At 63.0% G+C, this 25,848-nt stretch carries 27 protein-coding genes; 10 read left to right on the top strand and 17 right to left on the bottom strand.

From position 1 onward, the window contains the following. Genes ACFT1A_RS15060 through uraD form a run of 4 tightly spaced genes read right to left on the bottom strand, consistent with a single transcriptional unit; the run spans nt 1 to nt 3,164 of the window. Nucleotides 1–1,314, bottom strand: coding sequence for an 8-oxoguanine deaminase (locus ACFT1A_RS15060; RefSeq protein WP_378447832.1), 1,314 nt, complete (start codon nt 1,312–1,314; stop codon nt 1–3). A gap of 53 nt (nt 1,315–1,367) precedes the next feature. Next, nucleotides 1,368–2,270, bottom strand: coding sequence for a factor-independent urate hydroxylase (pucL, locus tag ACFT1A_RS15055; protein WP_378447831.1), 903 nt, complete (start codon nt 2,268–2,270; stop codon nt 1,368–1,370). A gap of 49 nt (nt 2,271–2,319) precedes the next feature. Further along, the gene (uraH, locus tag ACFT1A_RS15050; protein ID WP_378447654.1) at nt 2,320–2,649 is read right to left on the bottom strand and encodes a hydroxyisourate hydrolase; all 330 of its coding nucleotides are present in this window, start codon (nt 2,647–2,649) and stop codon (nt 2,320–2,322) included. After that, complete coding sequence (gene uraD / locus ACFT1A_RS15045; RefSeq protein ID WP_378447653.1) at nt 2,646–3,164, bottom strand: 2-oxo-4-hydroxy-4-carboxy-5-ureidoimidazoline decarboxylase; 519 nt, start codon at nt 3,162–3,164, stop codon at nt 2,646–2,648. Before uraD ends, uraH begins: the two co-directional genes overlap by 4 nt. Before the next feature lie 116 nt (nt 3,165–3,280). Between uraD and ACFT1A_RS15040 the strand changes: the two genes are divergently transcribed. Then, nucleotides 3,281–4,081 (top strand): tyrosine-protein phosphatase, encoded by an 801-nt coding sequence (locus ACFT1A_RS15040; RefSeq protein ID WP_378447652.1) that lies wholly within the window; start codon nt 3,281–3,283, stop codon nt 4,079–4,081. Here ACFT1A_RS15040 and ACFT1A_RS15035 read toward each other — a convergent pair whose 3' ends face one another. The 9 genes from ACFT1A_RS15035 to ACFT1A_RS14995 all read right to left on the bottom strand — a co-directional run bounded on the left by ACFT1A_RS15035 (nt 4,082) and on the right by ACFT1A_RS14995 (nt 13,026). Next, nucleotides 4,082–4,444, bottom strand: a complete 363-nt coding sequence (locus ACFT1A_RS15035; RefSeq protein WP_378447651.1) for a VanZ family protein — start codon at nt 4,442–4,444, stop codon at nt 4,082–4,084. Further along, on the bottom strand, nt 4,441–4,791 hold the full coding sequence (locus tag ACFT1A_RS15030) for a hypothetical protein (protein WP_378447650.1): 351 nt from the start codon (nt 4,789–4,791) through the stop codon (nt 4,441–4,443). The genes ACFT1A_RS15035 and ACFT1A_RS15030 overlap by 4 nt, the downstream gene beginning before the upstream one ends. Continuing rightward, nucleotides 4,791–5,216 (bottom strand): DUF1707 domain-containing protein, encoded by a 426-nt coding sequence (locus ACFT1A_RS15025; RefSeq protein ID WP_378447649.1) that lies wholly within the window; start codon nt 5,214–5,216, stop codon nt 4,791–4,793. Before ACFT1A_RS15025 ends, ACFT1A_RS15030 begins: the two co-directional genes overlap by 1 nt. Before the next feature lie 76 nt (nt 5,217–5,292). Continuing rightward, nucleotides 5,293–7,089, bottom strand: coding sequence for an acetyl/propionyl/methylcrotonyl-CoA carboxylase subunit alpha (locus ACFT1A_RS15020; protein ID WP_230812504.1), 1,797 nt, complete (start codon nt 7,087–7,089; stop codon nt 5,293–5,295). Nucleotides 7,090–7,227: 138 nt separating this feature from the next. Beyond that, nucleotides 7,228–8,628 (bottom strand): condensation domain-containing protein, encoded by a 1,401-nt coding sequence (locus ACFT1A_RS15015; protein ID WP_378447648.1) that lies wholly within the window; start codon nt 8,626–8,628, stop codon nt 7,228–7,230. A gap of 4 nt (nt 8,629–8,632) precedes the next feature. After that, complete coding sequence (locus ACFT1A_RS15010) at nt 8,633–9,049, bottom strand: SufE family protein (protein ID WP_378447647.1); 417 nt, start codon at nt 9,047–9,049, stop codon at nt 8,633–8,635. Continuing rightward, nucleotides 9,046–9,951 carry a sulfurtransferase gene (locus tag ACFT1A_RS15005; RefSeq protein ID WP_378447646.1) on the bottom strand — a complete coding sequence of 302 codons (906 nt, stop codon included), beginning with the start codon at nt 9,949–9,951 and terminating at the stop codon, nt 9,046–9,048. The genes ACFT1A_RS15010 and ACFT1A_RS15005 overlap by 4 nt, the downstream gene beginning before the upstream one ends. A gap of 118 nt (nt 9,952–10,069) precedes the next feature. After that, entirely contained in the window at nt 10,070–11,533 is a 1,464-nt protein-coding gene (locus ACFT1A_RS15000) for a condensation domain-containing protein (RefSeq protein WP_378447645.1), read from the bottom strand. Beyond that, nucleotides 11,533–13,026: a condensation domain-containing protein gene (locus ACFT1A_RS14995; RefSeq protein WP_378447644.1), complete on the bottom strand. Its 1,494-nt coding sequence runs from the start codon at nt 13,024–13,026 to the stop codon at nt 11,533–11,535. Before ACFT1A_RS14995 ends, ACFT1A_RS15000 begins: the two co-directional genes overlap by 1 nt. Nucleotides 13,027–13,175: 149 nt before the next feature. Between ACFT1A_RS14995 and ACFT1A_RS14990 the strand changes: the two genes are divergently transcribed. Together ACFT1A_RS14990 and ACFT1A_RS14985 are read left to right on the top strand one after the other, a co-directional pair. Beyond that, nucleotides 13,176–14,873 (top strand): MFS transporter, encoded by a 1,698-nt coding sequence (locus ACFT1A_RS14990; protein WP_378447643.1) that lies wholly within the window; start codon nt 13,176–13,178, stop codon nt 14,871–14,873. A 62-nt stretch (nt 14,874–14,935) separates the two neighbouring features. Further along, complete coding sequence (locus tag ACFT1A_RS14985; protein WP_378447642.1) at nt 14,936–16,234, top strand: DUF222 domain-containing protein; 1,299 nt, start codon at nt 14,936–14,938, stop codon at nt 16,232–16,234. Nucleotides 16,235–16,342: 108 nt separating this feature from the next. Here the strand turns inward: ACFT1A_RS14985 and ACFT1A_RS14980 are convergent, their stop codons facing one another. The 3 genes from ACFT1A_RS14980 to ACFT1A_RS14970 are packed head-to-tail and all read right to left on the bottom strand — an operon-like array spanning nt 16,343 to nt 18,981. Then, the gene (locus ACFT1A_RS14980; RefSeq protein WP_007731146.1) at nt 16,343–16,984 is read right to left on the bottom strand and encodes a nucleoside triphosphate pyrophosphatase; all 642 of its coding nucleotides are present in this window, start codon (nt 16,982–16,984) and stop codon (nt 16,343–16,345) included. A gap of 18 nt (nt 16,985–17,002) precedes the next feature. Then, nucleotides 17,003–17,344: an acyl-CoA carboxylase subunit epsilon gene (locus ACFT1A_RS14975; protein ID WP_378447641.1), complete on the bottom strand. Its 342-nt coding sequence runs from the start codon at nt 17,342–17,344 to the stop codon at nt 17,003–17,005. Further along, nucleotides 17,341–18,981, bottom strand: a complete 1,641-nt coding sequence (locus ACFT1A_RS14970; RefSeq protein WP_003940853.1) for an acyl-CoA carboxylase subunit beta — start codon at nt 18,979–18,981, stop codon at nt 17,341–17,343. The genes ACFT1A_RS14975 and ACFT1A_RS14970 overlap by 4 nt, the downstream gene beginning before the upstream one ends. Nucleotides 18,982–19,096: 115 nt before the next feature. Here ACFT1A_RS14970 and ACFT1A_RS14965 point away from each other — a divergent pair, with 115 nt between their 5' ends. From ACFT1A_RS14965 to ACFT1A_RS14945, 5 genes are all read left to right on the top strand, one after another. After that, entirely contained in the window at nt 19,097–19,951 is an 855-nt protein-coding gene (locus ACFT1A_RS14965; RefSeq protein WP_378447640.1) for a biotin--[acetyl-CoA-carboxylase] ligase, read from the top strand. A 117-nt stretch (nt 19,952–20,068) separates the two neighbouring features. After that, nucleotides 20,069–20,644 (top strand): HdeD family acid-resistance protein, encoded by a 576-nt coding sequence (locus tag ACFT1A_RS14960; RefSeq protein ID WP_230812521.1) that lies wholly within the window; start codon nt 20,069–20,071, stop codon nt 20,642–20,644. 74 nt (nt 20,645–20,718) lie between these two features. Continuing rightward, nucleotides 20,719–21,285 (top strand): PH domain-containing protein, encoded by a 567-nt coding sequence (locus ACFT1A_RS14955; RefSeq protein ID WP_378447639.1) that lies wholly within the window; start codon nt 20,719–20,721, stop codon nt 21,283–21,285. A 37-nt stretch (nt 21,286–21,322) separates the two neighbouring features. Then, a complete protein-coding gene (locus ACFT1A_RS14950; protein ID WP_003940916.1) occupies nt 21,323–22,003 on the top strand; it encodes a response regulator transcription factor in 681 nt (226 codons plus the stop codon). 26 nt (nt 22,004–22,029) lie between these two features. Further along, on the top strand, nt 22,030–23,352 hold the full coding sequence (locus ACFT1A_RS14945) for a sensor histidine kinase (RefSeq protein ID WP_378447638.1): 1,323 nt from the start codon (nt 22,030–22,032) through the stop codon (nt 23,350–23,352). An 8-nt stretch (nt 23,353–23,360) separates the two neighbouring features. On the opposite strand, the gene ACFT1A_RS14940 is transcribed toward ACFT1A_RS14945, so the two are convergent. After that, on the bottom strand, nt 23,361–23,960 hold the full coding sequence (locus ACFT1A_RS14940; RefSeq protein WP_378447637.1) for a GtrA family protein: 600 nt from the start codon (nt 23,958–23,960) through the stop codon (nt 23,361–23,363). A gap of 191 nt (nt 23,961–24,151) precedes the next feature. On the opposite strand from ACFT1A_RS14940, the gene ACFT1A_RS14935 reads away from it, so the two are divergent. Then, nucleotides 24,152–25,351: a 5-(carboxyamino)imidazole ribonucleotide synthase gene (locus ACFT1A_RS14935; RefSeq protein ID WP_378447830.1), complete on the top strand. Its 1,200-nt coding sequence runs from the start codon at nt 24,152–24,154 to the stop codon at nt 25,349–25,351. Beyond that, the gene (gene purE, locus ACFT1A_RS14930; RefSeq protein WP_039973205.1) at nt 25,335–25,847 is read left to right on the top strand and encodes a 5-(carboxyamino)imidazole ribonucleotide mutase; all 513 of its coding nucleotides are present in this window, start codon (nt 25,335–25,337) and stop codon (nt 25,845–25,847) included. The genes ACFT1A_RS14935 and purE overlap by 17 nt, the downstream gene beginning before the upstream one ends. The last annotated feature ends 1 nt before the right edge of the window (nt 25,848 follow it).

Genomic DNA, 25,848 nt, shown 5'->3' with positions numbered 1-25,848 from the left:
TCACGCCTTTCCGAGGAGGTCGCGGTGTGCTCGTGCGACATCCGAGGCCACGACATCCTCGTCGACGGTGGTGACTCGGCCGTCGGCAATGACGATTCGACCGTTCACGAGCAGTAACTTCAACGGGGGAGTCGAGCCGAGTACGAGCGCCGCCACCGGATCGGTGATGCCGGCATGGGCGACGGTGTCGAGCTTCCACACCGCCAGGTCGGCAAGCTTCCCGACCTCGATCGATCCGATCTCGGTGTCGCGGCCCAGAACTCGTGCGCCGCCGACAGTGCCAAGTTCCAGTGCTTTTCGCACGGTCATCGCCTGCGGGCCGCCCTTGGCACGAGCGAACAGAAGTGCGTGACGCGACTCCTCGATCAGGCTGCACGCTTCGTTGCTCGCCGCGCCGTCCACACCGAGGCCCACTGTGACCCCGCCGTTCACCAGATCCACGGCACGGGCAATACCGGCTCCCAGTCGCGCATTGGAGGTCGGGCAGTGCGCCGCCGCAGTTCCGGTTCGCGCCATCGTCTCGATACCGGCGTCGTCGAGATGGACTGCGTGGGCGTACCAGACGTCCGGGCCCACCCACCCGACGCGTTCCATGTATTCGACAGGTGTGCAACCGAAAAGCTCTTTGCAGAAGCTTTCCTCGTCCAACGTCTCGGCCAGATGCGTGTGCATCCTGACACCGGCTTCACGCGCCAGCGTCGCGGACTCGCGGAGTAACGACTCCGTCACCGAGAAGGGTGAGCAGGGTGCCACCGCGATCTGCAGCATCGATCCGGGATTCGGGTCGTGCCAGCGATCGATGACGGCCTGCGTTCCGGTCAGGATGTCATCGAGGTTCTCCACGACGTGATCCGGTGGTAGGCCGCCGGAACTCTGGCCGAGATCCATCGACCCACGGCACGGATGGAATCGGAGACCGACCTGTGCGGCAGCATTGATCTCGGCCTCGAAAACGTCCCCGGCATCGCGGGGAACGACGTAGTGGTGGTCGGTGGTGGTCGTGCACCCGGTCTTTGCCAACCAGGTGAGCCCGCCGGTGGCCGCCACGTGTACGGCGTCGGCGTCGATACCCGCCCAGACGGGGTACAGGGTGGTCAGCCACTCGAAAAGCGTCGAGTCCGCGGCCAGGCCTCGGGTGATCCATTGGTAGAGATGATGATGTGTGTTGACCAGACCCGGCGTGATCAGGCAACCACTCCCGTCGATCACTTGCGCACTCGGGTATTCGGGTGGCTTTCCGGCGCCGACGTCGACGATCTTGTTGCCAGAGATCACCACATAGCCGTCGGAGTACTCGGAGCGGTCACCGTCCATCGTGACCACGTGGGCGCCTGCGACGACGAGTGTTGCCCCTGGGGCTGATTCGGTCACGACAACCAACCGGCGTAGGTGGTCCACGACGGTCCCGCGTCCGGTGCGTCGGATCGGCTGACCGCAGCTTGGATCAGCCCGTAGGGACGATCCGCAGCGTGGAACACTTCGTTGTCGTTCTCCACACCGAAGCGGCCGAGTGCATATTCGAAATGATGCTTGTTGGGTGCCGAGAGTCGAACCTCCGCAATGATCGGGAATTCCTCGAGAATTGCCTTACCGATGTGGAAGAGCGTCTGCTGCAGGGCAAGTGAATGTACCTGTGCGAACTGTTTGACGATCTGTGCCTTGATGCCCACGTAGACCGATTCCCAATCGACGTCGGTGGTGACGAAACGCCACTGGGCGACCAACGTCGTTGCCATGACCCGGTCGTCGGTCGGCTCGAGAACGGTGTACGGATCTTCGAGAAAACCCGAGAACTCACTACCGGTCGATTTGAGGATCACCAGGTCCTTCAAGCCGCCGATCACCCATGTCCCGGTATCGGAGATGGTGATCGACGCCGTTCGAACTTCCTGACCCTTCCGGATCCAGGTGTAGTCGTGCTCGCTGCCGTCGACAACCGCACGCTCCCAGGCATATTCCTCGATCTCGATCCGCGCGCCACTGACCGGTTCGATGTCGTCGACGAAATGACGGGCGAGTTCGAGTCCGTACGTCTCGATCGAGATCAGACCCTTTTCCTTGGCGTAGGAATAGGCCGTTTGCTTCTGCGTGTCGGTCGGCAGAACCTTCGACTGATCACCGGTGAGGTACGCGTCGGCGAAATCTCCACGCAGGCAGGTGGAGACGTTGATGTCGTGAATCTCGTGACGGGGGGTGTCTCGGTAGATTCGGACTACCCGATTTTCCGCTTTGCCGTACTGGTGGCCCGATAGTTCGATGGATCCGCTCAACCGGTCGGTGTTCGTACTGCCGGTTGTGATGTTGTCGGTAGTCACGTGTTCAGCTCCCGCGATAGGTGGAATAAGCAAAGGGCGACAGCAATAATGGGACGTGATAGCCCCGTGCGGTGTCGTTCACCCGGAAGGTCACTGTCACTTCCGGGTAGAAGTTCTCTTGTCCGTTGGTCTCGAAATACGTTCCGGTGTCGAAAGTCAGGGTGTAGTGACCGGCGGTCAGGCCGCCCGGAGCAAGTTCGGGGATGCGGCCGTCGGAATCGGTCTCGGCAGTGGTGATCGTGGCGCCGCCTCGATCACGAAGTTCGACGCGAATCCCCGCCGCGGGATTGCCCGTCGTCGCGTCGAGAACGTGGGTGCTCAGGGACTTGCTCATGCTGCGCCTCCGGCGAGTGAATCGATCAGACGGGTAAGTCTGATCCGATTGATGGCGGCCAATTCGGTTCGAAGCACGGAACGCTCGGTCGCCGGGTCGTTTCGGAGACGGCCTCGAAGGATGTCGAGGAGCTCCGTTCCAGATTTCCCCGACGCGCAGACCAGGTAAACATGGCCGAATCTGTCCTCGTACTCGGCGTTCTTCTGCCGAAGTTCCGCGAGTACGTCTTCTGTCGCGGACGAAACGCCTGACTGTTCCCGGGTCGAGGACGCGCTCTCGCTTCGCTCACCGATTCGTGGGTGGCCGGACAGTGCGTCGTCGATCTCGGACTCGGGAAGCTCGGCCAGCACCGCATCTGCCGTGTCGAACAGAGCCTTCAGATCGGCGAAGGGGCGCGATGCGGCGATTTGCTCTGCCCACATGGAGGAATGGCAACACTGGAGCAGGGCCGCGACTGCCTGGTGGTCACCGAGCGCATCGAAGGCTCCGAGACCACTGGAATTCGTTGTAGGCATGTCCACAGGATTACTTGAGCATGTTACGGATCTGTAGCGCAGCAATTACGGGAGATGATGTGTCTCGATCTTGTTTCTCCGGCCGCCCTTTTCCGGTGGCAGATACATTCTTAGGTATGACCGATACTCCCAAGTTGTCTTCCGTCGTACCGTCACTGGCGAACCTCCGAGACATCGGAGGCCCCGAATCGAGCTTCGGTGGCACCGTGCGCACCGGGAGCGTGTTTCGTTCCACGGACCTGGCGTCGCTCAGTGCGGAGGGCGCACAGACCCTCGCCGATCTGGGAATCGTCACGATCTACGATCTGCGCACCGAATCCGAACGTGAGACGGCGCCGGACCTGACACCGGACGGTATCCGGGAACTCGGCCTGGACGTGTTGGCGGACAAGCAGTATCGCGCCATTCCAGCTCAGATGCAGCAGATGATCGCCGACCCGGCATTCGCTGCCGAAGCGTTGGGGAGCGGCCAGGCACTCGAATACTTCCAGGGAAGTTACCGCGATTTCGTGACCTTGCCGAGTGCCGTCGCGTCGTACCGGCAACTGTTCGTCGACTTGGCGCAGCCGTCCAGTTCGCCGGCACTCGTTCACTGCACCACGGGCAAGGATCGCACGGGTTGGGCAGCGGCCGCGTTACTGCTGTTCCTGGGTGCCTCCGAGGACGCGGTCTTCGCGGACTACCTCGAAACCAACAAGGTTCTGTTGCCGATGTTCGCGCCGCTCCTCGAGCGATTCGAGGCCAAGGGAATCGATCCGACCCTGCTCGAAGGTGTCCTCGGTGTCAGGCGCGAGTACCTGGAGGCGTCGATGGAAGAGCTTGCGCAGGTCCACGGATCGATCGAGGCCTACTTCACCGACGGCTTGAAGATCGACGCGTCGACTCAGGACCAATTGCGGAGCAACCTGCTCAGCTGATCAGGACCTGCTCGGCTCGTCGTCGCGGGCTCTTCGACGCCGCATCACGAGGCTGACGATACCGATTCCGATGGCAATGCCGAGCAGGTCGGCGGTGCCGTCCCAGATCGAACCCGAACGCGAAATGGGCAGCGCTGCTTGAAGAACCTCGGATGTCGCTGCGAAGATCACCAACCACACCGCCGTGAGCCACGCCGGGATCCGGGCGTGCAGCGAGGTGATCGCCAACACCGCGAACATCAACGTGTGGGTGATCTTGTCGGTGTTCTCCGGGCTCGACGGAACAGTGGAGCCCGGAGAGAACAGCATGATCAGAGCAATGACCACGGCTATCGCCAGCGGCCAGTATCGGCTGTTCTTCAATTCGTCTGCCCCTCGACGACAACGAGTCCGAGTGCACCTTCTGCGAACCTCGTGACGGCCTCGGCAGCTGTCGCCAGTGCCTCGGTGTGCCCGTCGCGGGCCCAGCCGGTGAGCAGGGCGGTGGAGTCGAGAGGCGTCAGAACGACCTCGGCGAGAAGCTCACCGGTGTTGGGTTGGCAGACGGCCCAGGAGTAGACGCTGTTTTCGTGCCACTGAACGCTCCGCTGACTCACGTACTCGGGGTCGGTGATACCGCCGTCGGCAAGCGCTGGGCGGTCGTCCACACGCTCGTCTGCGCGCAACGCCCGCAGATACCAGCCACCTGCGTTGATCTCGATCGGCTCCATCAGTCGGAGCCCCGCTCGCGGCGGCGCTTGGCTTTGCGTTCCCTGTCGGTGCCGAACAGCAGCGCACCGGCAAGGGGAATGGCGAGGAACCACAACCAGGTACCGGTGACGAAGAACAGGATCACCGCGAGAATCGGGATGACGGCCATGATCCGTCCGGACCAGTCGGGGTTGAACCCTCGCTCCGCCGGTGCGTCGGGAGGCGTCACCATCGACAGGGGAGCGGTGCCGGGGGCTTGATAGTTGCCCGGTAGATCGGCGAACACCGGAACGAGTTCACTGCGAGTTGTTGCGGCACTGACGATTCCGCTTCTCTCGTCGAATTCCGTGACGGTGAGGCGCCCTGCAGCGAAGTGCTCGCTCAGGAGATCGAGTGCCTGCTCGCGTTCTGCAGTGCCGATGCGAATGTCGGGGACGTCAGCCATCGTTACAGCCTACTCAAACGACTGTGCGCCTTTCCGGTAGTGGGGACTACCGGAAAGGCGCACGGGGCCGGAGGCCTTACTTCAGTTCAGCGAGAACCGTTCCCTGCGTGATTGCTGCACCCGGCTCGACGGACAGTCCGGTGACGACACCGGCTTTGTGCGCGTTGACGGGGTTTTCCATCTTCATCGCTTCGAGAACCGCGATCAGATCGCCTTCGGCGACTTCCTGGCCTTCGGTCACTGCGACCTTGACGACGGTGCCCTGCATCGGAGCGGTGACAGCGTCACCCGATGCTGCACCTCCGCCGGCGCCGCCGCGCTTACGAGCCTTCGGCTTCTTGCGGATCGCACCGGAGGCAGCGCCGCCGCCGTTGCCGAGCGAGAACTGGCCCGGGAGGGAAACCTCGACGCGACGTCCACCGACCTCGACGACGACGTTCTGACGCGGCAGAGCCTCGTCCTCGTCGTCGGCCGGGGCACCGGAACCGGCGTACGGCTCGATGGTGTTTTCCCAGTCGGTTTCGATCCACTTGGTGTAGATGTCGAACTTCTCGCCGTCACCGACGAATGCCGGGTTCTCGACGATGTGGCGGTGGAACGGGAGGACGGTCGCGAGGCCGTCGATCTCGAACTCGGCCAGGGCGCGCGATGCCCGCTGGAGGGCTTCTTCGCGGGTCGCTCCGGTGACGATGAGCTTGGCGAGCATGGAGTCGAACTGTCCGCCGATGACGTCGCCGGCGACAACACCGGAATCGACGCGAACGCCGGGGCCCGTGGGCTCGCGGTAGACGGAGACCGGGCCGGGGGCAGGCATGAAGCCGCGTCCGGCGTCTTCACCGTTGATGCGGAACTCGAAGGAGTGTCCACGCGGGGTGGGATCTTCCTTGATGGAGAGTTCTTCGCCGTTGGCGATGAGGAACTGCTGACGCACGAGGTCGATGCCCGCGGTCTCTTCCGTGACGGGGTGCTCGACCTGCAGGCGGGTGTTGACCTCGAGGAAGGAGATGGTGTCGCCCTGAACCAGGTACTCGACCGTTCCGGCGCCGTAGTAGCCGGCTTCCTTGCAGATGGCCTTCGCGGACGCGTGGATGCGTGCGCGCTGGTCGTCCGTCAGGAAGGGGGCCGGAGCCTCTTCGACGAGCTTCTGGAAGCGACGCTGCAGCGAGCAGTCGCGGGTACCGGCGACGACGACGTTGCCGTGCTGGTCGGCGATGACCTGAGCTTCGACGTGGCGGGCCTTGTCGAGGTACTGCTCGACGAAGCACTCGCCGCGACCGAAGGCTGCGATGGCCTCACGGGTTGCCGACTCGAACAGCTCGGGGATTTCCTCGATGGTCTGCGCGACCTTCATACCGCGTCCACCGCCGCCGAAGGCAGCCTTGATCGCAACCGGTACGCCGTATTCCTTGGCGAATGCGACGACCTCGTCGGCGCCCTTGACGGGATCCTTGGTGCCGGCCGCCATCGGTGCCTTCGCACGCTCCGCGATGTGGCGAGCGGTGACCTTGTCGCCGAGGTCGCGGATGGACTGCGGCGAGGGACCGATCCAGATCAGGTTCGCGTCGATGACGGCCTGGGCGAAGTCGGCGTTCTCGGAGAGGAAACCGTAGCCGGGGTGGATGGCGTCGGCGCCGGACTTCTTGGCTGCGTCGAGGATCTTGTCGAACACGAGGTAGGACTCGGCGGACGTCTGTCCACCGAGGGCGAATGCCTCGTCTGCGAGCTTCACGAACTGCGCTTCTGCATCGGGCTCGGCGTAAACGGCAACGCTGCCGTAGCCGGCATCCTTGGCCGCCCGGATGACCCGTACCGCGATTTCACCGCGGTTCGCGACAAGCACCTTCGTAATGTGCGCGCTGGCATGACTGGGCACTGAGCCTCCTGTGGTTCGCATAGTCTGTCTCCGCGGTGTATTCCTCTGGGATTTCACCATCGGGGGATTGGCATCACTTCGGAGTGTATGCATCGCTTCGGCGCTGGTTGTAACCGGATCGCTAAAGCCCACTCCGGCTTAGGAAACGGTTTCGAAAACTACCGATGAGTAGCTGTCGGAGGTGCCGGTGTCCGGTTCGGTGACGATTTCTTCGACGGTCCGGCGCAGTGCGGCCACGTAGGCGTGGACCGCGGCATTCGCCGTCTCGTTGCCTGGGTACCTGACTGCGAGGTTGAGGCCCTGGGGTGTGCGGTTGATCCAGATGTATACGTCGTGTGTGTATGCCTTGCTTCGGAGTGCTCTGGCGTTCCATTCGGGCCACTGTGCGGCCTCGGGTACAAAGCGAACGTCCATGTAGGACACCACGAATCGCGGTCGGATGGGCGTTCCGAGGTGCTCGCCGATCCGATCGAACGGGACAGCGGCGGCAGGCTTGACCGAAGCGATCGAGTCGGCGGCGCGCTTCGCGAGGTCGCCGAACGAACAGTCCGATCCGACCACGAACTCGACCGGGCACAGTCCGACGAACCAGCCCAGCGCACCCGCCCATTCCTGGGCGCTACGGGTGTGAACCGGAGTCACGACCTCGAATCGATCGGCTGCCGCGACTTCACGACCGACAGCGGCAAGACCGCCGAGTAGTCCGGCGAAGTACCCCACGCCAGAGGCTGCGCACGTAGAACTGAAGGCCTTGGACTGGTCAGCGTCGAGAAGCCAGGTCGACAAGCCGTTCTGAGATTCGTTTCCACGTTCACCGATCGGTAGCGGGAACTGGGGTAACCCGTCACTTCCGAGCGCGCCGCGCCAGATCTCGACCGCAGCCTTTTCGGCCTCCATATCGGCCATCTGCTCGCGTTCGACGGCACCGAAATCGACGTAGCTGCCCACGGGGAACAGATTCGCCGCACTGCCGGTCGCCGCCTCGCGGTACAGCGCTGCGATCTCGTGAGCGACGAGGACGATGGAAAAACCGTCGATGATCGAATGGTCCGCTGCGAAGAACACGGTGAACGGACCGTCGCCACCGCGCGGCGTCAACGTCGCGAAGACGTACGACGGCCAGCTGTGCGGCGACGCGTAGTCGTCGAACAGGCGGTGAAGGTGATCGAAGTTGTCCTGGCTGGACGCGTCGTAGCCGTGGCTGACGACCCCGATGTCGATGCCGCCGATCGGGACGGTGTGCCGGGTGATCTCGCCGCTCGAGGGTTCGAGGACGGTATGCGAGCGCAGAACTTCATGACGGTCGATCCACCGGCCGAGTGCAACTCGGAAGGCGTCGACGTCGAGCGGGCCGGAAATCTCGAAAGCTGTTCCCAGCCAAGACTTGTCGCCTGCACCGGCAGCGGAACGGTTGAGATGTGCCTCGTGAATGTAGGAGACGGGCCGCGGATCCGGAACCCAGGGCCCGGTTGCGCACGGCAACCATTCGACGAGTGCGCCGGCCGGAATCGCATAGTCGGCCAGTTCGGTGAACTCCATGTTTTCAGCTCCGCAAGTGCCGCTTGATGCGCGCGAGCATGGCCGACATTCCGCGCAGACGGAGCGGGCTCACGGCTTCTGCGAGACCGAGTGCCGAATAGAAGTCGTCGGGTACACCGAGGATCTCGTCGGCGCTGTGACCGTCGAGCCCCTGCGCGAGGATCGATGCGAAACCACGCGTGGTGGGAGCCTCGGGGGGAGCGCTGAAGTACAGGCGAACGTTGTCGCGGTCCGAATCGTCGACCGAGAGGAACAGCGGCGACTGGCATTCGGGGACCGGCTCCATCGCGCTCTGTTCGAGCTCCGCCGGCAACGGCGGCAGTTCTCGGCTGAACTCGAGGAGAAGGGTGAGCTTGTCCGAGGCTCCGACGGCTGCGAAGTCTTCGACGATCTCGGCCAGAGCTGAAGGTAGAGCGCTCATGACGCCGATACGGAGGAAGGAACGGCGCCGGGCTCTTCGCCCTGGACGATCGGGACGCGCACGGCATTGCCCCACTCGGTCCATGAACCGTCGTAGTTGCGAACGTTCGGGTAGCCGAGAAGGTGGGTCAACACGAACCAGGTGTGACTGGAACGCTCACCGATGCGGCAGTACGCGACGATGTCGTCGTCGGCCGACAGGTCGCCGTAGATCTCGCCGAGTTCCGTGCGGGTGCGGAAGCGGCTGTCCGGGGCCGCTGCCTTCGCCCAGGGAATGCTGAGAGCGCTGGGGATGTGTCCGCCGCGCAACGCACCCTCTTCGGGGTAGTCGGGCATGTGGGTGCGCTCGCCGGTGTACTCCTGCGGAGATCGCACGTCGATGAGCGGCCCGTCGCCCAAGTGTGCGAGAACGTCGTCCTTGAATGCGCGAATGGGAGCGTCGTTGCGCTCGACGACCGGGTAATCGGTCGACGTGATTTCGGGGACGTCGAAAGCGGTGTCGCGGTTCTCGGCGATCCACGCGTCGCGGCCACCGTCGAGCAGGCGGACGTCCTCGTGGCCGAACAGGGTGAAGACCCACAGTGCGTACGCGGCCCACCAGTTGCTCTTGTCGCCGTAGATGACCACGGTGTCGTCGCGGCTGATGCCCTTGCGGTTCATCAACTCCGCGAACTTTGCGCCGTCGATGTAGTCGCGGGTGACCGGATCGTTGAGGTCGAGATGCCAGTCGATCTTGACGGCACCGGGGATGTGGCCGACGTCGTACAACAACACGTCTTCATCGGATTCGACGACCTTGAGACCCGGCGCGCCGAGATTCGCCGAGAGCCATTCCGTCGAGACCAACCGGTCGGGATGCGCGAACTCGGCAAACGCGGTGGAGGGATCGGGGGCAACGGGCACGGGCGTACTCCTGAAGACGAATCGTTCGGTTCGAACACGGACTTGATCGATTCTATGCGCTGTGCGCAAGGCGAGACGCCTGGAAGCAGGTTCTGCCTGCTCGTACCCGTTGCCGAAACTAAATTCTCGGTGTTCCTGCTCCGACGCTCGAATCTCTCAATTGTTCGGTGACACTTCCGATCGGCGTCACGCCCCGGGCGCAGACCTCTCTCAGAATCCGGTCGAGCTCGGTGAGGAAATTCACCATGGTTTCGTTTGCGGTGTCGGTGTCCGGGAAGCGAGAGCGCAGCGAGAGACCGCGGTTCGTCCGCGAAATCCAGAACTGGGCATCGTCGGCGACCGTCACATTGCTGATGTGATGAGCGTTGAGGAGATCGTGATCGTCGGTGCCGGGCAGTTTGCGGTAGTCGATGTACGACACCATGAAGACGTCGGTGCGCGTGCGTCGAATCTTGTCGCCCAAAGCATCTCGAACCTGAGCCATGGTGACGCCTTCGAGCGTCAACGCAACTCGGAACGACGCGTGCGTATGTGCAAGGGATGCACCGAAATCCGCATCGGGAGTGATCTGCACCGTGATCGGCGCACTCGTGGTGAGCCAACCGATCGCGTCGGCCCATCGCGGATCTTTGCGGATGTGCAGCGGGAATTGCAGCGGAAGTGTCGACTGTCCGGTGTACGAGTGAACGGAAAGGCCCATCGCAGTGAGGATTCCGGTGAAAACGCTACCGCCGGCGGAGAGGCAGATCTCGTCGAACGTCGCCGTCAATTCCTCGTCGAGCAGCACGCGCACATCGGCGCCCTGCGGCGCGGGCTTTCCTCCTTCGACGCCGAGATCCAAGGGGAAACTCGGCGATGTACCGCCGCAGATCTCGTAGAACCTGGCCCACTCGCGGATTCGGGGGTCGTTGTCGACGGGAAGCAGAGCGTCGGCCTCCAATTCGCAGTACCGCACGAAACTTCCCGGGTCACCCAACCGGTTCATCACTGCGTCGACGGCCTCGCGGTCGCCGAGTTCGGGGAGGACGATCAGTCCCTCGTAGATCTGTCGCAGTTCCCCGAGGGCGATGACCAACGAATAGCCGTCGACGAGTGTGTGATCGAACGCGCTCAGAACCGTGTAGTGCTCTTCGCGTTCGACCGTGGCAAACGTGTAGGCAGGGAAGGTCAGAGGATCGCACACCGTCGTGAATCGCTTCTTGAGGTGCGCTCGTAGGTCTTCGGTGGAATCGAATTTCAGAGGCTCGGAAGTCTCGATGTGTGTGCCGTCAGGGTCGAGTCCCATTCGGGTGGTGGTGAACTCGCCCACCTCGAATCCCGTGTGCAGCGTGTCATGGCGACTGATGAACAGGCGCAGTGCGAGATCGAGTGCCGGCCGATTCAGTTCGCCGGGAAGGTCGAATGCGGCTGCCATCCACACACTCCGGCCCATGCCGTGTGTTCGCGCAGTTTCGAGATGAAAATGCTGGTTGTACGACGGTGGTACCTCCGACTCCGTGACGGCGCCGTCCGCGGGTTGGAGCGACCATTCGGTGACGATTCCGGGCTCGAGTCCGTATCGATCGATCGAGGTGACATGCATCAGGACACTCCCTCTGGTGCGGAGAACGAGTAGTCGCCCTGAGCTGCAACAGTTTTGATGATGTTGGAGACGTGCTCGGCGAAGCGGGTGGCCGACTCGTGGGCAATGGGGGTGTCGGGGTGTGACACGGCGATCCACGTACCGGTGTGCATCCGGTTGATCCACATCGACGCGATCTGAGTCTCTTTGCCGCCGACGATTCCCGTTGCCTTCGTCTCGACGTAACTGTATGGATCCGGCATGCGTCGACCGTCGATGTACGAGACGATCGGCGGCGGGGTGAGCGTTTTCGACAGTCCGCCGGGAGCGGAATCCGAGTCGGCCAAGCTCGACAGAACCAGGTCGATGACTTGCTGCACAGAGACATCGAGCAGTGCCTTGCCGTCGTGGTAACCCTGCTGCCCGACTTTCGCCAACTCGGTGAAACGTCGTTTGTCGTCGACGTCGATGCCGACGGGGATCAGATTGATGTACCAACCCTGCGCAAACGAGTCGGCCTCGGTTCGCGTGCTGACCGGCGAGAGAGCGATGTACTTGTCGCGCCCGGCCAATTCGAATTCCGCGATCGCAAGCGCGGCGAAGATCCCACCGATGAAGTTGGCGCCGTTGGCTTTACAGATCGCACCGAACTTCTCGCACTCGGTGTCGTCGGCCAGGTCGAAGCGTGAACCGATAGCCGGTTTGGGGGCGTCCTCGGCCCCGAGTGGGAGGGGAAATCCGGGGAACGAGCCGCCGCTGCGCATGAGGTAACCGAGCCACTGATGCACTGCGGGTGACTGCATCGTCAGCTCGGTTGTTCGCGCGCGCTCGACACGGCCGAATTGTGCGTAGCTTCCCGCGGGGCCCAGCTCGGGCTGTGACCCGGTCGTTTCCGCTGCGTACAACTGACGCAATTCTGCGTACATCAGGACCATCGAGTTCATGTCCGAGTGAGCGTGGTCGACGGCGTGAAACAGGGTGAAACTCGGCTGGGCTTCCGTGTCGGTGTGATCGTGCTCGACGGCGCCGAAAACGAATGCCGGCCACTGCAGCGCGCTGGTTTCCGTGGCGAACTTGGTGGCGACGAGCGCGCGAATCGCCTCGGATTCGGAGACGTCGTCGCCGATGCGGTACTCGAGTTCGATGCTCTCGACCGGCACGACGTGTCGACGGACCTCGAACGAGGTGTCCGCTGCGTCGGTGGTGGCCTCGTCGAAGGAGAACCAGCTGTGCAGTGTGTCGTGGCGTCGGACGTATCGCTGCAGGGCTCGCGTCATGGCGTCGCGGTCGAGGGTTCCGGCGAAATCGAAGGCGATACCGATCCACGGAGACTGAGGATCGCCCTTTTCTGCGGTGACGCGGGCGCGTCGCAGGTGGCGATCCTGCATCGTGGTCGGGGGTAGTTCTCGGTCGATCTCGGCTTCGGCGGCTCGCTGAGCGGAAGCATGCGTGACGCCCCATTCGATTACCCGTCCAGGAAGCGGGTGCCAATGGGTGATCAAGTTCAGATCCATCGAGTAGAACTCCTGCGTGTGTCGTCGAGAAGCCTGCTCTGAAAATGGGCAGACGACGAACTATCCCATCTGCGGGACTGAATTGTCCGAAATACTACAATCTAAACAAGAACAGGTTCTAGAAGGGTCGTGTCGATTAGAATCATTCGGTGCTTCCGGACCCTTTAGGTGACGCTGTCGGCGCCGACCACAAGGGCGGACGGCGATCAACTTCTCTGACGCCCTGGCTCGGTTTGGCCACGAGTCTGGCGGCGGCGTTCATGCAGTTGCTCGACGCAACCATCGTCAATGTCGCGCTACCGAGCATCGCCGTCGATCTTCAAGCCGGCGTCTCAGCGCAGTTGCTCATGGTCAGTGTGTACATCCTGGCCTTCGCGTGTTCCTTGATCACCGCGGCCCGGCTGGGGGACCTGTTCGGTCGCAGGGTTGTGTTTCTGACCGCCCTGTCCGTATTCGTCGCAGCCTCGTTGCTGTGCGGGCTTGCTCAGAGCGCGACGATGTTGATCGTCTTCCGCGGCCTGCAAGGGCTGGCGGCCGGTTCGATGTCGGCGCAGACGTTTGCCATCATCTCGGGTCTGTTCCCGAAGGCGAGGCATCCGCGGGTGTTCGGGATCTACGGAGCGACGATAGGGCTGGCAACGGTCAGTGGACCCCTGGTCGGCGGGCTGCTCATCGAATGGAATCTCTTCGACTGGGGTTGGCGCCTGATCTTTTTCGTCAACGTCCCCATCGGTATCGCCGCCTTGATCCTCGGGTTCTTCCATCTCGTCGATGCTCGCGCCGAGCATGTGCGCTCACTCGACCTGATCGGCGCTGCGCTGTCGTCGCTGGCGCTGTTCCTGCTGATCCTTCCCCTGGCCGAGGGGAGGGCGCGTGGATGGCCGGCAGGGCTGGTGGTGATGCTCGCGATGTCTGTGCCGGTGGCATTGGCCTTTGTGCTCTACGAATCGCGTCTGGGGAAACGAGGCGGCGATCCCGTCCTTCGTCTCGAGCTTTTCCGCGACCGAGCCTTTGCCGTCGGTGCGATTCTTGCCTTCGTGTTCTTCGGGACCTTGACTTCGCTGATCTTCACCATCAGCCTGACGCTCCAGTTCGGATTCGGATTCTCCGCCCTGAGAGCGGGAGTGATGACGCTGCCGTGGGCCGTCGGCATGGGTGTGGCGGCAGTTCTCTCGTCGGCGGTGTACCGGATGCTCGGAAACCGTGTCCTGATTCTGGGGATGGTGGTTTTTGCCGGCTCGCTGATCGCATTGTCGGTCATCCTCGAACACGAGGGAACTGATCCGCGCTGGCTGGCGCTCGCCGGGCCACTGCTTCTGGGAGGCGCTGGGCTGGGACTGTTCGTGGCACCTCTGCAAACCGCGATCCTCGCGACGGTCGAGCCGGCGCACGCAGGTTCGGTGTCCGGGCTTCTCCCGACCGTTCAGCAGGTCGGTAGCTCCATCGGACTGGCATTGATCGGCGTGGTGTTCTTCTCGCTCGTGGCAGGGCAGGCTCCGCAAGCGGTGCAGGGGGAGCGGCCTGAATACGTTGCACACCTCGAAGCGGCCGGCGTGGCCCCTGGTCTCGTCGACATCGCAGAAAAGGCCTTTGTCGATTGTGCGACAAGTCAATTGGCATCGGGAACACCGATGGAGGTGGCGCCGCAATGTCGCCGCGACGGCTCCGCTGGTGCTGGGGGTCAATCCGTTCAGGTAGCAGTTGATGCCGCGTACGCATCCACTCGGGCCGCTGCCGGCGAAGCGTTTCTCGAAGCTCAGCGCCGTGTACTCGCGATCATCGCAGCGATTGCGCTCGGCATCGGGTTGGCGTCGACTGCCCTACCTCGGGTCAATTCGCCAGTCTGAGAATTTGCCCTTGACTCGAACGGGTGTTCGAGTATCCTGTGTGTAGGGGATCGGGGGATTCTATGAGTGTCTTGTCGTCGGACGTGGTGTCTGGTTCTGCGGTGGGGTTGCGCGGACGCCTGTGGCAGTTGTCTGCTGCCGAGTTGCGCGCCGCTGCTGTCGAGGCGAGTGCGGAGATTCTGCGCCTCGAAGCCGTTCGTGTGGCGGTGGTGGACGAACTGTCGATGCGTCCGGATGATCAGGTGATTGCCAGCCGCGGAGTCGGGTCGTGGTTGGCGGCAAACACGATGCTGCAGGTTCGGGACGGGAAGAAGATCGCCGCCCTGGGTGCCGCGCTACGGCCGTTTCCGGCGGTGGCAGCAGGCTTCGATGTCGGGGATTGCTCGTTCGAACATGCCGTCTTGATCGTGGCGTTCTGCGAGTCCCCGCCGAAGGGGATGCCGGAGGAGGCGTTGCCTCGCTGCATCGATTTGTTGTTGGCGGCTGCGTCGGGTGTGGAGGCGACAACGACGAAGGTGCGGCACGTTATCGCAACTTTGGAGCGGGTGTTCGAGTCCGATGAGATTCCGCCGGCCGAAGACGTGGATCTCAATGAGTTGCGTATCGCGTCGACGCTCAATGGTCGGGTGGTGGTGCGTGGGGATTTCGACGCTCTCACCGGCGAAATGTTGCTGTCGGCGTTGTCGTATCTGACGATGCCGACCCCAGCACCCGATGGAACTCCCGATGCCAGGTCGGCGGCGAAGCGGACCGCGGACGGGTTCACCGAACTGATCCGCCGCTACCTCGACTGCGCCAAGACCGGTACCGATGGTGGTCAACGACCGCATGTGAACGTGCACATCAACGCCCGCGACCTCGCTGAGCATCGGGACTGCGCCGCAGCGCCTTCTGATGGTGAAGAGTCTCGGCCGGATCTTGATGTCGGGCACATGCCGTGGCTCGGGCCGCTGTCGGTGTCGCAGACGAGGTTGTTGGGGTGTGATTGTTTCCTGTCGACTGTGTTGCTCGATGATCACGGGGCGCCGTTGGATGCGAAACCCGGAAAACGATTGGTCACCGCCGAACAGAGAGTGGCGCTGATTGCCCGAGACAGGGGTTGCGCGTTCCCGGGGTGTTCGTGCGTGCCGGCGTGGACGGATGCGCACCATATTCGGCACTGGGCTAACGGTGGTCCGACGGTGATGAACAACCTTGTCCTACTGTGCCGTTCACATCACCGCTTGATGCACCGGAAATCGGGGTTCGTCGGCAAGTGGGAAATCCGGATCGGCGTCGACAACAAACCGTGGTTCATCCCGCCGCTCTCCATCGACCCCGGGCAGCACCCGCGGCCGGCGAACACCACCTTCAAAACCTGAAGTCGCAAACCTCTTCAGGGACGACAAAAAGACCAGCTTCGCATCGGCATGGACCCGATGCGGAGCTGGTCGTCGTGCTTGGGGAAAACGTGCTTGAAGAAAAACGCGTCAGAAGATGCTCTGCGTACGCCAGAGATCCGAGACGGAAACTCCAACGCGCTCGAGAAGTGTTCGCACCAAAGGTAATCCGATACCGATGACGCTCGAGGGATCGCCCTCGATCCTCTCCACGAACCAGCCGCCGAGACTGTCGAGGGTGAATGCTCCGGCAACTTGGAGCGGCTCGCCCGTTGCCAGGTATGCCTCGAGATCCTCGGTGGAAGGTTGCGCAAAATGAACGACCGTTGCGCTGTGATCCGAGGCCATGCGAACGATGCGGCCGTCGGCCACGCGCAGGACACAGTGCCCGGTCAAGAGGGTGGCGCTGCGACCGGCCATTGCAGCCCATCGCTTTCGGGCGATATCGACGCTGCCCGGCTTACCTTGAAGCTGCCCGTCGATCAGGAGCATCGAATCGCACCCGACAACCACGACGTCGGTGAGATTGTCGGCGGCGAGGCCGGGGACGATTTCGGCGGCCTTGGCTTCGGCCAACACCGTCACGACTTTTTCGGGAGCGGCGTCGGGGCCGAGGTTGTCGGCAATCTTGTCCTCGTCGACACCGGAGACACGGACAAGCGGCGAAACCCCGGCCGCCCGCAGAACTGCGAGGCGAGCCGGGGACGCTGAAGCTAGAACCAGTTGAGTCACGTCAGCAGATACTGATTGTCAGCTGCGACGGATCGCGGGGTTCAGGTACGCGTACGGCGAGAACGGCGCACGCGCGCGGTGGAACTGAGTCGGATCGCCCCAGGTCTCCGCGGGAACATTGGACTCGGGAGCCTGACCGCTGCCGGCAGCTGCAGCAAGCACGCTGACCAGTGCCGCGATCTCGACGTCGGTGGGCGAACCCTTGACGATCTTGATGACCGACGCGTCGGAGGTCGACGTCTCGGTCAGCTCGGTGAGCGGGACGTCCGTCGCGCTTCCCTCGACGACTGCACCGTTGGTCGGTGCAGTCTCCGCCAGTGCGACATCTTCGCTGAGAATGTCCTCGGTGGTTGCGGTCATAGGGGAATGTTCCCATGCTTCTTGGGCGGAAGGGAAACGGCCTTGCGCTCGAGCAGTCGCAATGCGGAGACGATTTGTCCGCGGGTGTGCGACGGAGGAATGACTGCGTCGACGTATCCGCGCTCAGCGGCGACGTACGGGTTGACGAGTGTGTCCTCGTACTCGTTCTGCAGCTTGAGGCGCAATGCATCGACGTCTTCGCCGTTCTTGGCGGCTTCGAGAAGCTGCTTGCGGTAGACGAATCCGACTGCTCCGGATGCACCCATGACGGCGATCTGAGCGGTGGGCCATGCCAGGTTGACGTCGGCGCCCATGTGCTTGGAGCCCATGACGTCGTACGCTCCGCCGTACGCCTTGCGGGTGATGACCGTGATCTTGCCGACCGTTGCTTCGCCGTACGCGTAGAGGAGCTTCGCGCCGCGGCGGATGATGCCGTTGTATTCCTGCTCGGTTCCGGGGAGGAAGCCGGGAACGTCGACGAGGGTGATGATCGGGACGTTGAACGCGTCGCAGGTGCGCACGAAGCGAGCGGCCTTCTCGGACGCATCGATGTCCAGGCAGCCGGCGAACTGGGTGGGCTGGTTGGCGACAATGCCGACCGAGCGTCCGTCGACGCGACCGAAACCGACGATGATGTTCATCGCGCGCTCGGCCTGGACCTCGAGGAACTCGTCGTCGTCGAGAATGCGACGGATGACCTCGTGCATGTCGTACGGCTGGTTGGCCGAATCCGGGATGAGGGTGTCGAGTTCGATGTCCTCGGCGGTCAGGCTGTCTTCGATCGAACCGACGATGGGGTCGGTGATCTCGCCGCGGGGAGCTGCTGCCTGGTTGTTGGACGGCAGGTAGCTGAGCAGGTCCTTGACGTAGTCGAGTGCGTCCTGCTCGCCGGAAGCGACGTAGTGGGCGACACCGGACTTGACCATGTGGGTGCGAGCACCGCCGAGGTCTTCCATCGTGACGTCTTCACCGGTGACCGTCTTGATGACGTCGGGGCCGGTGACGAACATCTGGGAGGTCTCGTCGACCATGACGACGAAGTCGGTCAGCGCGGGGGAGTAGACGTGGCCGCCGGCGGCGGGTCCCATGATCAGTGAGATCTGGGGGATGACACCCGAGGCCTGGACGTTGCGGTGGAAGATCTCGCCGTAGAGGCCGAGCGAGACGACGCCTTCCTGGATGCGCGCGCCTGCACCTTCGTTGATGCCGACGAGGGGGCGACCGGTGCGGATCGCGAGGTCCATGACCTTGACGATCTTCTCACCGTAGATTTCGCCGAGCGATCCGCCGAAGACGGTGGCGTCCTGTGAGAAGACACAGACGTCGCGGCCGTCGATGGTGCCGTAACCGGTGACGACGCCGTCGCCGACCGGGCGGTTGTCAGCGAGGCCGAAGTTCACACTTCGGTGCCGTGCCAGTGCGTCGAGTTCGACGAAGGAGCCCTCGTCGAGGAGGGCGGTGATGCGCTCGCGGGCGGTCAGCTTGCCTTTGGCGTGCACCTTGTCGATGGCGGCTTCGCCGCTCGGTGCCTGCGCCTGGGCTTGGCGATTCCGCAGGTCCGCGAGCTTTCCCGCGGTCGTGTGGATATCGGGTGCGGCCGCCGCCTCCGGCGCGTTCGGCTCTTGGACAGTGGTCATGGACGTGAGCTTAACGAGAGTGTGTGGGGGGCTTCGAAGGCAGGTCCGATTGTCGCGGTTTCGCGGGCTCAAGCTACTGACCAGTACATTCTCGCCGTCGTCATAGGCTGGGGCTATGTGGACCGACTTGAACCGACCGCCCCTCGACGGCAATGCCCTACGCCGCGCACTCGTGCGCAGCGACAACGACGACGCGCGCGTTTTCTGGAACCGCCTCGACGTGGTCGCGGAGACCGGTTCGACGAACGCGGATCTCCTTGCGCGAGCGGCAGATCCGGATGCCGACCGCCATGTTCTGATCGCCGAATATCAAGCGAGTGCGCGCGGCCGGCATTCGCGCACTTGGGTGAGTCCGCCGCAAGCGCAGATCTCGATGTCGGTTCTGTTGTCGATGCCCGGAATGAATCTCGCAGACATGGGCTGGCTCCCGCTGCTGTCGGGAATCGCGGTCGTCGACGCACTGCGCAACGTGGCCGAAGTGCCCGCAGAACTCAAGTGGCCGAACGACGTTCTCATCGGTGACAAGAAGGTGGCTGGAATTCTGGCCGAGGTGGCAAGGACGGCGCCCGATCCCGCGGTAGTGGTGGGCATCGGACTGAACGTGAGCTTGGGTGTCGAGGAGCTGCCCGTCCCGACCGCCACATCGCTCCTGATCGAAGAAGCATCGACCGTCGACCGTGACACCCTCGTTCGAGCAATCGCCCGCGAGTTGGCGACTCAATTCCGTGCTTGGGAATCATCGAAATGGGATACATCTGTGTTGGCTGCCGAGTACCGGCAGCGCTGCGGGACGCTGGGTAAACGAGTCCGCGCGGTTTTGCCGGGTGACAAGGAGGTGTTCGGTATCGCGACCGACGTCGACACTTCCGGCCGCGTCGTCATCGAAATCGAGGGAGCAGAAGGAGAGACCTTTGCGGTCGCCGCGGGTGACATCACACACCTTCGGGCCGCCCCGGTAACCGAATCGTGAGCCTTGCCGGATTTTCTGGCACCAAAGTGCTAATTTTTGGCCCGGACCTGTTTCGAACCAACCGTCCGTCCTTCATTTCACTCGACTGCGGGATCTACTTAGCTGCCTAGGGGCGTCATGACCACACCGATCGTTGTTCCGACCGAAGCCGAGACGGCCGAGAGCGCCCGCCGCGTACTCACCGGCGTGACGGTGCTGCTCGGTGTCCTCACCTTGGGCCTGGGTATCGCGGTACTCGCGTGGCCGGATGCCACCCTGTTCGTGGTGGCGGTTGTCATCGCGATTCAGCTGTTCGGATTCGGACTCGTCCAGATCATCCGTTCGTTCGCAGACGTGACGGCTACGGGTGGAACCCGGACGTTGGTCGCGATCTCCGGAGCGTTGGCAGTGCTCCTCGGATTCCTCGTTCTCCGAAGCCCTTTGCAGACCGTGGTCCTGATCGCATTGGTGATCGGCGCGTGGTGGGTGTTCCGAGGCGTGCTCGACCTGGTCGATGCAGCATCCGGCCACACGGTCGATCGCGGGCTCTCGATAGTGCTCGGAGTCATCAGCATCGTTGCCGGCGCGATCGTCCTGTTGCAGCCGGAACTTTCACTCGACGTCTTCCGCATCGTGGTCGGTGTGTGGATGGTGCTCTACGGCATCATCATCGTCGTGACCCCGCTGGTGCTGCGAAAGATCGCGCAGCCCTGAGCATCAGCCCGAAAGTCGGTGTGCCTGAAAGTCGGTGTGCCTGAAAGTCGGTGCGGGATGGCAGACTTCCCGTCATGGGATATCCCGAAGACGCCCTCGCTCAGGACGAGGAACTGATACTGCATCGCCATCCTCATTGGAAGATGTTGGTGCTTCCGGCGCTGACGTTCGTGCTAGCCACGGCCGTCGCCGGGTTCTTGTTGGGCCTCGCTCAGACGAGATTGGACGGCACGGCTCGGGCCGTGTCGTCCATCGCCGTCGGAATCGTCTGGCTCGCCGTCGTGGCGTGGAGATCGATTGCGCCGTTCACGGTCTGGAAGTTCACGCATTTCATCGTCACCGATCGACGTGTACTCATCCGCCACGGAGTGCTCACGCACACCGGTATCGACATTCCCATGGGGCGGATCAGCAATGTTCAGTTCCGCCACGGCCTGATCGATCGAATGCTCAAGACCGGAACTCTGGTCATCGCTTCTGCCAGTGACGATCCGCTCGAGTTCGACGACATTCCGGATGTCGAGCACGTTCACGCCCTGCTGTATCACCAGGTTTTCGATTCCACGCGGCAGCCACCACCGCCTCCGCCACAGCGGCCGTCAGGTGAAAACGACGACCCGAACGATCGAAATGGCTGGTAATCAACGTGCAAAGGCGTGTTGTCCGTAGTCTGTTCGTGTGACTGCCGTATTGCTAGCCGAAGACGACGAGGCCATTGCTGCACCCCTCTCCCGCGCATTGGGGCGTGAAGGGTATTCGGTGACGGTCGAACCGACCGGACCCGCTGCGTTGCAGCAGGCGCTCGAAGGTGATTTCGATCTGTTGATTCTCGATCTCGGCCTTCCGGGCATGGACGGCCTCGAGGTCTGTCGACAGATTCGTGCGCATCGCACCTCGCTCGCCGTTCTGATGCTGACCGCCAGAACCGACGAAGTCGATTTCGTGGTCGGCCTGGACGCCGGCGCCGACGACTACGTCAGTAAGCCGTTTCGTCTCGCCGAGTTGATGGCACGTGTTCGAGCACTCTTGCGTCGCCACGGTGGCCGCGAGGACACGATCGTCGAGGTCGGTGGCATCAGGCTCGAGCCGGCGGCGCGTCGCGTACTCGTCAACGGCTCCGAAATCGCCTTGGCCAACAAGGAATACGAACTTCTGCGAGTCCTCCTCGAGCATGCCGGGGAAGTAGTCTCGCGCGATACGATCCTTCGCGAGGTGTGGGGTGACGTCGAGCTACGTGGATCGAAGACGCTCGACATGCACATGTCGTGGTTGCGCCGAAAGATCGGTGACGAAGGCCCGGCCGTGGAACGCAGAATCGCCACCGTCCGCGGTGTCGGTTTCCGAATCAACACCGATTAGCTTCTCGAGAATCAGGAACTGCCGGCATGCGGCGTCGCATATTGCAGTCGATTCTCGCTGTCGTGATCATGACGGCGTTGCTGCTGGGGGTTCCGCTGATCTACACGGCGTGGCTCTGGGTGGAGGACGTCACGCGGAGTGATCTCCGGGTGCGACTCGACCGGATGGCCGCCGAGGTCATTGCGCAAGAGGGGACGAACGGACTCGTCGAAGGTGCGTTGAACACCGATTCGCTCAAGGTCCTCACTCCCAACGACGGGCGCCTGGTCGTCGTGTATCCGACTGCCGTCGACGGCGCCGCGCGTGTCGACGTCGGCGAGGCGACGGTCAAGAACGCACTCGTCGAATCGCTCGCGATGGGCACCTCCGGCTCGTTGCGCCTCGAGGTGCCGTCGGAGAACCTGCGCACCCAGCAGAAGCAGGCGGTGATGGCGGTCGGCGTACTGGTGCTTCTGTCCATCACGGCAGGCACCGTGGTCGCCGTGGTCACTGCGCGGCGGCTTGCCGATCCGCTGCAGGACGTGGCCGACCGGGCGGCGCGCCTCGCCGAAGGTGACTTCCGGCCAGATCCTCGTCGGCACGACATCCCCGAACTCGACCGCGTTTCCGACGTCCTCGACGCGGCAACCGTGGAGATCTCCGTGCGGCTGCAACGAGAGCGCGCGCTGGTCGCGGACGTCTCGCATCAACTGCGCAGTCGACTGACCGCGGTGCGGTTGCGTCTGGACGAGTTGTCGGTTCACGAAGATCCTGACGTCGTGAACGAGGCAGAGGAAGCCATGGCTCAAGTCGACAGGCTCACCGACGGAATCGACGATCTGATTCGCTCGTCGCGTACCAGTGGGTCATCGGCGAGTTTGGTGTCGGTAGTCGGCGAGCTGGAACAGGTGACCCGCGACTGGCAGGCTCAGTTCGACGGAGAGGGGCGCAGGCTCCGCCTACGAGGCGATCGCACGGTGATGGCCGCGACCACCGGATCGCGTCTGCGTGAAGCTGTTTCCGTTCTGGTCGACAACTCGTTCGAACACGGTGAAGGCACATGCACGGTGTCTGTCCGATTGATCGACGGTGCCGGGCGCAGTTCGTCTCGTCGTGAATCGATGGTGTGCGTCGAGGTCACCGACGAAGGCGCCGGCGTGGAGAACGATCTTGCGCCCCATATCTTCGACAGAGGATTCTCGGGCGCCGGGTCCACCGGCGTCGGGTTGGCGCTCGCACGCGCTCTGATCGAAGCCGACGGGGGTCGATTGGAACTGCAGCGGCGTAAGCCTGCCTTGTTCGCGGTCTTCCTGCCGGTGGCCAACACTGCTCCGCCCGCGGACGTCGTTCCGCACCGCGAACCGCGTTGACCGAAAACTCAGGAGTGCCCGAGCTCCTCTTCGGCGTCAGGAATAATCGGGTCAGGCGCGGTGGGTTCCGATAGCGCTGTGGTTTCGGACAATCCTGTGGTGTCTGACAGTTCGAGCGGTTCGGGATTCTCGTCGGGAAACACGAACTTGCGGAAGGCCCAGAATCGGAACGCCATCTGCAGCAAGTTTCCGATGACGTACGCACTGATGAAGTCGGCAATGTTCTCCGTCGCCAAGCTCACTTCGGGTACGCGCAGGTTGAAGACGTAGCTGGAGATGTACAGCGGGATGAAGCTGATGACGACACCGATGGCGCTGATGATGAAGAACAGCGCAGCTTCGTGCGCTGGTTCACGGCCACCACGGTTCTTGAACGACCACTCGCGGTTGAGAATGTACGACGCGATCACCGCGACGACGCCGGCGATGATCTTGGCCGTGATCGGCTTGGATTCGAGGATCGAGAGCTTGAGTGTGTAGAAGATGCCGGAGTCGATCAGGAAGGTCGTGCCGCCGACGATCGCGAATTTGATCAGCTCGCTGTGACGCAGAGCGATGTCACGAAACGGTTGGGGTATGCGGGCAATGACCCCGTCGACAAATGGCACAACAGATGAGTTTACGAAACGAAACCGCGTTACCACCAATTTGCCGCGGAATCATCAGCAGAATCACAGATTGGGAACGCTGAATGAACGGGCGAACGCGGCACATGACAACATAGAGAGCCGTGACCGGCAACAACGATCCCGCGCAGATCCCCGCCCGCCCGACCACCCCTCGACCGGCAAAAGCATCCATGCCCGTCGTCACCATGATCGGTGGCGGACAGTTGGCCAGGATGACGCACCAGGCGGCGGTGGCCCTGGGCCAGACGCTCCGAGTGCTCTCCGGGACCGCGGACGAACCGGCAGCTCAGGTCAGCCCCGACGTCGTACTGGGCAGCCACACCGACCTCGATGCTCTCCGCCGTGCAGCGGTCGGTTCCAATGCACTCACCTTCGACCACGAGCACGTGCCGACCGAGCACCTCGAGGTTCTTGTTGCCGAAGGCGTGAACGTTCAGCCGCCGCCGCAGGCTCTGATCTTCGCTCAGGACAAACTGCTCATGCGTCGCAAACTTGCCGAACTGGGCGCACCCGTACCCGCGTACGCCGAAGTGACGTGGGCGGAAGACGTCGTGCGTTTCGGCTCCGAACACGGTTGGCCGCTCGTCATCAAGGCGACACGCGGAGGCTACGACGGCCGCGGCGTCTGGATCACCGACGATCAGGACGAAGCGGAAGCCATCGTCACCGAGCAGCTGAACAAGGGTGTTCCGCTGATCGTCGAGGAAATGGTCTCGATGCGTCGGGAGCTGTCCGCCATGGTGGCGCGGTCGCCGTTCGGACAGGGCGCTACGTGGCCGGTCGTGGAAACGGTTCAGCGCAACGGCCAGTGTGCCGTCGTGATCGCACCTGCCCCCGAGCTTTCGAGTGCCGTTGCCGAGGAAGCCGAACAGTTGGCGCTGCGCATCGCGTCGGAGCTCGGTGTGGTCGGCTCCATGGCCGTTGAACTATTCGAGACGACTGACGGCACTCTCGTGGTCAACGAGTTGGCGATGCGCCCGCACAACTCCGGTCACTGGACGATGGACGGCGCCCGCACCTCTCAGTTCGAACAGCACCTGCGCGCGGTTCTCGACTACCCGCTCGGCGATACGTCGCCGATCGCGCCGGTCACCGTGATGGCCAACGTTCTCGGTGCGCCGGAAGCTCCCGAGATGACGATGGACGAGCGCGTCCATCACCTGTTCGCGCGGATGCCTGACGCAAAGATCCACCTGTACGGCAAGGGTGAGCGCAAGGATCGCAAGATCGGACACGTCAACATCGTGGGCGGCGCCGGATCCATCGACGATCCGAATTACGTTGCCGCAGTTCGGGAACGCGCCGAGCGCGCAGCACATTGGCTTTCGTACGCAGTTTGGACCGACGGATGGGATGTACACGGTGAGTGAGAGCGCGCAGGTCGGCCTGATCATGGGCAGCGATTCGGATTGGCCGACCATGGAAGCTGCAGCCGAAGCTCTTGCGGAGTTCGGTATCCGCTTCGAGGTCGGTGTCGTCTCGGCGCACCGCACGCCTCAGCGGATGCTCGACTACGCCAAGGAAGCTTCCGGCCGCGGAATCAAGGTCATCATCGCCGGTGCCGGCGGCGCCGCGCATCTTCCGGGCATGGTTGCCTCGGCTACGCCGTTGCCCGTCATCGGTGTTCCGGTGCCGCTCAAGTACCTCGACGGTATGGATTCTCTGCTCTCGATCGTCCAGATGCCGGCCGGCGTCCCGGTGGCGACAGTGTCGATCGGTGGCGCTCGCAACGCCGGTCTGCTGGCTGCTCGGATTCTCGGTGCTTCGGATCCCGCACTGCAGCAGCGGATGGTGGCGTTCCAGGAGAGCCTCGAGTCCATGGTGCTCGACAAGGACAAGGCGCTCCGCGAAAAACTGCTGGGCTGAT

The organism is Rhodococcus sp. NPDC057135, from assembly GCF_042670865.1.
Classification (GTDB): domain Bacteria; phylum Actinomycetota; class Actinomycetes; order Mycobacteriales; family Mycobacteriaceae; genus Rhodococcus_F.
This window is presented reverse-complemented; position numbering and strand designations above follow the sequence as displayed.